A 5,201-nucleotide genomic window follows, 5' to 3' on the forward strand; every position below is an offset into this window, starting at 1 on the left:
CCGTCGAGTGGATCGGCGAACGCGTCGCAGCGTTTTTTGCGCTGTTGGCTTACCAGCTCCCTATATAGGATCGTCCATTCAAGTAGCATCTCGTTTCTCCGGGCATCTGGCGTTACCCGGAAAATGGTTCGAGAGGCCATGCAACTGTAGAGGCGCGAACGAAAGCCATCTTTCATGGATGAAAGTCGAACCGGATGAAAGTCGAAAACTGGGAAGATCTTCGTCTCTTTTTGCACGTCGCCGAGCAAGGCGGGCTTGCGGGTGCCGCTGAGAAGACGGGGATCAGCGCGCCGACCATTGGGCGACGGATGCTGGCGCTGGAACGTGCCACGGGACGAGCGCTGTTCGTCAGGGCGCGGACGGGATACGAGCTCGCACCGGACGGGCAGATATTGCTGGACCGCGTGAGGGCGATGCAGGAGGCAGCGCAGGACATCGTCGATTGGCAAGAGACGGTGCATTCGATGCCGATCGTACGGCTTATTTCCGACAACACGATGTCGTGCTTCACGGCAACAAGCCTTCGGCACCTTTGGACACCGCACGATACTTTTCGCCTTTGTTTCAAGACAACTGAGGCCGCGATCGACCTGACACACCGCGACGTGGACATTGGACTCGCCGCGGAGCGGCCGCAGTTGGGCAATGTCGCGGTCCGGCGTTCCGTCGCCGTCGCCTATGCGCCCTACTGCGCCCAAGGTTTTGACCACCGGCGCCATTGCAACTGGGTTTCGCTGGGTACGGACGTCGCCAACCAGCCGTGGAAGCGGTGGGCATTCGAACAGCCGGGCCGACACATCACGAACTGGGTAAACTCACCGCGGATGATGTTCGATCTAGTGAAGGCGGGAGCGGGCATCAGCGTGATGCCATGTTTCATCGGTGATAGCGATCCAGGCTTCGTCCGGGCGGGGCGGGTGATCGATGAGCTCGGCCATGATCTCTGGATGGTCCTGCATGACGACGAACGCGGCCGGGAAGCCGTGCGCACGGTCGCAGACCGGCTTTCGGCGCTGCTCGCTGCAAATGCTTCTCTTTTTTTGGGGTCGAATGGGCGCGATCCCCTTTGAACCGAACCAGGATGGCAGCACGCAAGGGGGTGAGCTCGTCTATGTCGGCGAAGTCGGTACGGCCTTTTCGCGACGGATGGCGACGGAGTTACGCAAGCTGCTCGAGGCGATCGTCGCGAGAAACCCACTGTTAACTGAAGCGGAACAACGCGATATTCACCGAGCCGCTGCTTTTGCCGAAGTCGAATTTCGCGCTTGGACTGCCGATACGAAGTTGAGATCAGGGTATCTAACCGAGGCGGCAAATCGCGGCATTCCCCTGCCCGAAGCGATGCAGCAGTCACTGCATAAGTCGGTGAGCCAGGCGGCGAGTTAATACACACCGCGGAACGGAAGAACGGACGAGCGGCGCGGCTGATTGTCTAAGGCGTGCGGAACGGGCACACCGATTCAGAGACGCTATGGGTGTGGCGTGATCAGCGACAGCGTCGGAAAGTAGGTGCGATACCGTCCGATATTGCGGGTCAGAAGCGGAAGCTGGCTAACTGCAGCATGCGCGCCAATGAAAAAGTCGGGTAGGACGCCAGTCCTTGATCCTCCTGCCCGGCGATATTGCGTGAACACCTTTCCTGCGAGGAAAAGCGCGGCTCGAGGAATTGGCGTCATCTCCAGTCCAGCCTCCTAGCTGTAACTGTCGTTGTCATCTGCGTTCCTCGGTAATGCCAGATACACGGCAGGTATTACTTTGTGCAGGCGATTTCAAGGATAGCTGGGAATCCCACCGGTTTTGGACAGGGGTCATGAGCTATGACCGGCGGAACGCCACTACATCGTAGTCGTTCCTAGAAGCAGTGACCGCGTCGTCGTTTCGCCCCCCCCGGAGCCACTGCGGAATTGGCGAGCAACGGATCTTGCAGATGAATGCTGAGTCATAACGCCCTCCGCTCTCCCATCATTTGTCCTGAGCAGCGCCATCACATCGGACCAAGCGAAAGCTCGCCGAGGGAACGACATGGTCGTACAGCGACGCCGCCGTCGATGGGAGGCCATAGACTACTTGCGAGATTACCGTCCCAGTTTTCAGCAGAAACGGAAGCCGTGGCAATCAGGCGGCGCTGCGCCGCAAGTGCTTCAGCGCGACATACTCCCAGACGGCTACCACGAGCAGTATCGCACCTGAAAGCGCCTGGATCGCGGAGTTGGCGATGAAAGGCACAAGCGTGAAACTGGCTGCCAGCAAGCCGATGCCAAAGACATGCGAATACGGCAGGACGCGCGAAGACACCCCTTTCATCCACATTGTCCCTGCAAGGAACAGGATCGGCCCGCCGAGCTGCGCCAGCGCGCTATTGTATGTTCCGGATTGGTAAGGATGCGCCAGGCTGAAGTCTTCTGCGACGGCGGTGAAGATGATACCGCCCACGATCGGAAGGTGACCGTAGGTGAAGAGATACTGCGCGGTGGTTTGCGGTTTAGACGTATCCTCTGCCTTGTCAGCAGCGCGTTCCTGGCCGTCGTGAAAATAGATCCACCACATGAGAACGGTAGTCAGGAAGGAAAGACACAGCACCAGAGGCGTACCTTCAGTGTCCAGGTTTTCATACGTGTGTTTGCCGATCGTCAGTATGGTCTCCCCGAGCGCGATAATGACAAAAAGCGCGCTGCGTTCAGCGAGGTGTTCCCCGTCGATGTCGAGCGTTTCGCGCGGCGAAGCTCCGAGACGTGGTACCCAGTATCTGACCATCGGGCCTACGTATTCCAGAGCAAGTGCCACGATCCACAGGACGACGCGCAGATTCGGTTCGGACAGACCCCCCGTGATCCAGAAGATGCTTGAAATAATAAGCCAGACGGTAATCCGGAAGAAGGTCATGAACGAGGCCAAGTCGCCTCTTCGGAACGCATAGAGGGTGAACAGCGACCGGCTGACCTGCATGGCCGAATAGGCGACCGCAAAGACAAGGCCCATGCCCGCGAGGGCTTCCGGCAGCGCGATGGCCATTACCATGCCGCAGAACATCAGCGTAAAGAGCAGCAGGCGGACCGGTGAGATCTCGGTATCCAGAAGATCCATGACCCACGTCGTGTGGATCCATACCCACCAAAGCGCGAAGATGAAGAGCACTGCTTCAGCGGCGATGCCAAGACTGAAATCATCCGAAAGGCTCTCGGAAAGCTGAATCAACGCAAAAACGAAAACGAGATCGAAAAAGAGCTCAGGAAAGCTCGCCTTCGTCTGATCCGTATTTTCTTTCCGGAGCCAGTGCGTTTTGTTTTCGGCCATGTAACCCTTCATAACGATGAGAGCAGAGATATATAGCGCAGCGCTGAGTCAGGTGCCTTCGTTCCGACCGAAATATCTGCACGCTGCTGGCTCGATTCTTTTGTAATAGGCTGCGGAGAAGATCATTGACAGAAGCGCACCCAAATGGACGAACGCTTGAGCTCACCAGTCGCATCGTATCGGCTTATTTGAGCCGCAATATCATTGCCCCCGACGAACTCCCCCACCTTATCCAGCAAACCTACGGCGCACTGGGCGAGACGTCTGCGTCAGCGCAGAGCCCGCCCGCAGTTGAGGATCAACGGCCCGCGGTTCCGATCAAGAAGTCCGTGACCGACGACTTCATCGTATGCCTGGAGGACGGGAAGAAATTCAAATCTCTCAAGCGCCATCTAACGACTAAATACGGTTTGACGCCGGAGCAGTATCGCGAAAAATGGAAGCTTCCATCCGACTACCCGATGACCGCCCGCAACTATGCTCGATCATGTCCCAGGGAGTGGTGTAGGTGGCGGCTGGGTCGCCGCGTTCTCCGGCATGGCCGGTATGATCAGCGCGCCACGGCTGGCAGGCTGATGAGCGGATCATCGCTCATCTGGCTGATGGTTTCCAGCGTCATGTATCTGGCGCGCTGCACAGCCCATTCGTCGTTCTGCTCGAGCAGGATCGCGCCGACGAGGCGGACGATGGCGTCATCATTGGGGAAGATGCCGACGACCTCGGTCCTGCGCTTGATTTCGCCGTTGAGGCGCTCGATCGGGTTGGTCGAGTGCAGCTTGGCGCGGTGCTCCTTCGGGAAGCTCATGTAGGCGAGAACGTCTTCTTCGGCATCATCCATGATGACGGCGAGCTTGGGCACCTTCGGCCGGATCTGGTCGGCGACGGCGCGCCATTGGGCGCTTGCGGCTTCCGGTGTCTCCTGGGCGAAGGCGGTGGCGATGAAGGCGGAGACGACACGGCGGCCGCTCTTGCCGGCGTGGGCGAGAACGTTGCGCATGAAGTGGACCCGGCAGCGCTGCCATGTGGCGCTGAGAACCTTGGTGACGGCCGCCTTGAGGCCCTCGTGCGCATCGGAGACGACCAGCTTGACGCCGCGCAGTCCGCGCCGGGTCAGCTTGCGCAGGAACTCGGTCCAGATCGGTTCGGCCTCCGAGGTGCCGACCTCCATGCCCAGCACCTCCCGGCGACCGTCGCTGTTGACACCGACGGCGATGATCACGGCGACGGAGACGATCCGGCCGCCGCGGCGGACCTTCAGGTAGGTGGCATCGATCCATAGATATGGCCAGTCACCCTCGATCGGCCGATCGAGGAAGGCCTTGACCTTGCCGTCGATCTCCTCGCACAGCCGGCTGACCTGGCTCTTGGAGATGCCACTCATGCCCATGGCCTTGACCAGATCGTCGACCGAGCGGGTCGAGATTCCCTGCACATAGGCTTCCTGGATGACCGCCGTCAGCGCCTTCTCGGCCATGCGCCGCGGCTCCAGGAAGCCCGGAAAGTAAGAGCCCTTCCTGAGCTTCGGAATGCGCAGCTCGACGGTTCCGGCGCGCGTCTCCCAATCCCGCTCGCGGTAGCCGTTGCGTTGGGCCGTCCGCAGCGGGTTCTTCTCACCATAGCCGGCACCGGTGGCGGCCCCCACCTCCAGCTCCATCAGCCGCTCGGCGGCAAAACCGATCATCTCGCGCAAAAGATCGGCGTCGGGGGACTTCTCCACGAGCGCACGCAGGTTCATCATGTCGTCGGTCATCGGTGGTTCCTTCGAATCAGGTTGGTGTCAGCAACCCGACCCTACCGGAGAACATCGATGACCACCGCTCCGCCGCCCGCTCACTACGGCGCTGTGAAGGGCGCGCTCGCGAGCGGCTTCGCTACCGCCGAGCTACACCACCTGTGGGGACACGACC

The 5,201-nt window shown here is 59.9% G+C and carries 3 protein-coding genes and 4 pseudogenes; 4 read left to right on the top strand and 3 right to left on the bottom strand.

The features are described 5' to 3' along the window. Window positions 1-194 precede the first annotated feature (194 nt). The 3 genes and pseudogenes from ACTJKL_RS31835 to ACTJKL_RS31845 form a co-directional block, all read left to right on the top strand. Window positions 195-1,070, top strand: coding sequence for a LysR family transcriptional regulator (locus tag ACTJKL_RS31835; RefSeq protein WP_440854749.1), 876 nt, complete (start codon window positions 195-197; stop codon window positions 1,068-1,070). Window positions 1,071-1,146: 76 nt separating this feature from the next. Next, window positions 1,147-1,236 (top strand): annotated as a pseudogene (locus ACTJKL_RS31840) (hypothetical protein); the annotation flags it as partial. A 48-nt stretch (window positions 1,237-1,284) separates the two neighbouring features. Continuing rightward, window positions 1,285-1,436, top strand: a pseudogene (locus ACTJKL_RS31845) (integrase); the annotation flags it as partial. Between the two features lie 33 nt (window positions 1,437-1,469). Here ACTJKL_RS31845 and ACTJKL_RS31850 read toward each other — a convergent pair. Further along, window positions 1,470-1,691: pseudogene (locus tag ACTJKL_RS31850) on the bottom strand (type II toxin-antitoxin system VapC family toxin); the annotation flags it as partial. A 424-nt stretch (window positions 1,692-2,115) separates the two neighbouring features. Continuing rightward, window positions 2,116-3,294 carry a low temperature requirement protein A gene (locus ACTJKL_RS31855; RefSeq protein ID WP_100674395.1) on the bottom strand — a complete coding sequence of 393 codons (1,179 nt, stop codon included), beginning with the start codon at window positions 3,292-3,294 and terminating at the stop codon, window positions 2,116-2,118. A 125-nt stretch (window positions 3,295-3,419) separates the two neighbouring features. Between ACTJKL_RS31855 and ACTJKL_RS31860 the strand changes: the two are divergent. Continuing rightward, a pseudogene (locus ACTJKL_RS31860) lies at window positions 3,420-3,776 on the top strand (Ros/MucR family transcriptional regulator); the annotation flags it as partial. A 68-nt stretch (window positions 3,777-3,844) separates the two neighbouring features. Here ACTJKL_RS31860 and ACTJKL_RS31865 read toward each other — a convergent pair. Next, a complete protein-coding gene (locus ACTJKL_RS31865; RefSeq protein WP_440854436.1) occupies window positions 3,845-5,044 on the bottom strand; it encodes an IS256 family transposase in 1,200 nt (399 codons plus the stop codon). Window positions 5,045-5,201 lie beyond the last annotated feature (157 nt).

Source organism: Sinorhizobium sp. 22678 (assembly GCF_052044265.1).
Taxonomy (GTDB): Bacteria; Pseudomonadota; Alphaproteobacteria; order Rhizobiales; family Rhizobiaceae; genus Sinorhizobium; species Sinorhizobium meliloti_A.

Coding starts and splice junctions, on each gene's coding strand:
- ACTJKL_RS31855 (WP_100674395.1), bottom strand. CDS start 3,294: ATGGCCGAAAACAAAACGCACTGGCTCCGGAAAGAAAATACGGATCAG.
- ACTJKL_RS31865 (WP_440854436.1), bottom strand. CDS start 5,044: ATGACCGACGACATGATGAACCTGCGTGCGCTCGTGGAGAAGTCCCCC.
- ACTJKL_RS31835 (WP_440854749.1), top strand. CDS start 195: ATGAAAGTCGAAAACTGGGAAGATCTTCGTCTCTTTTTGCACGTCGCC.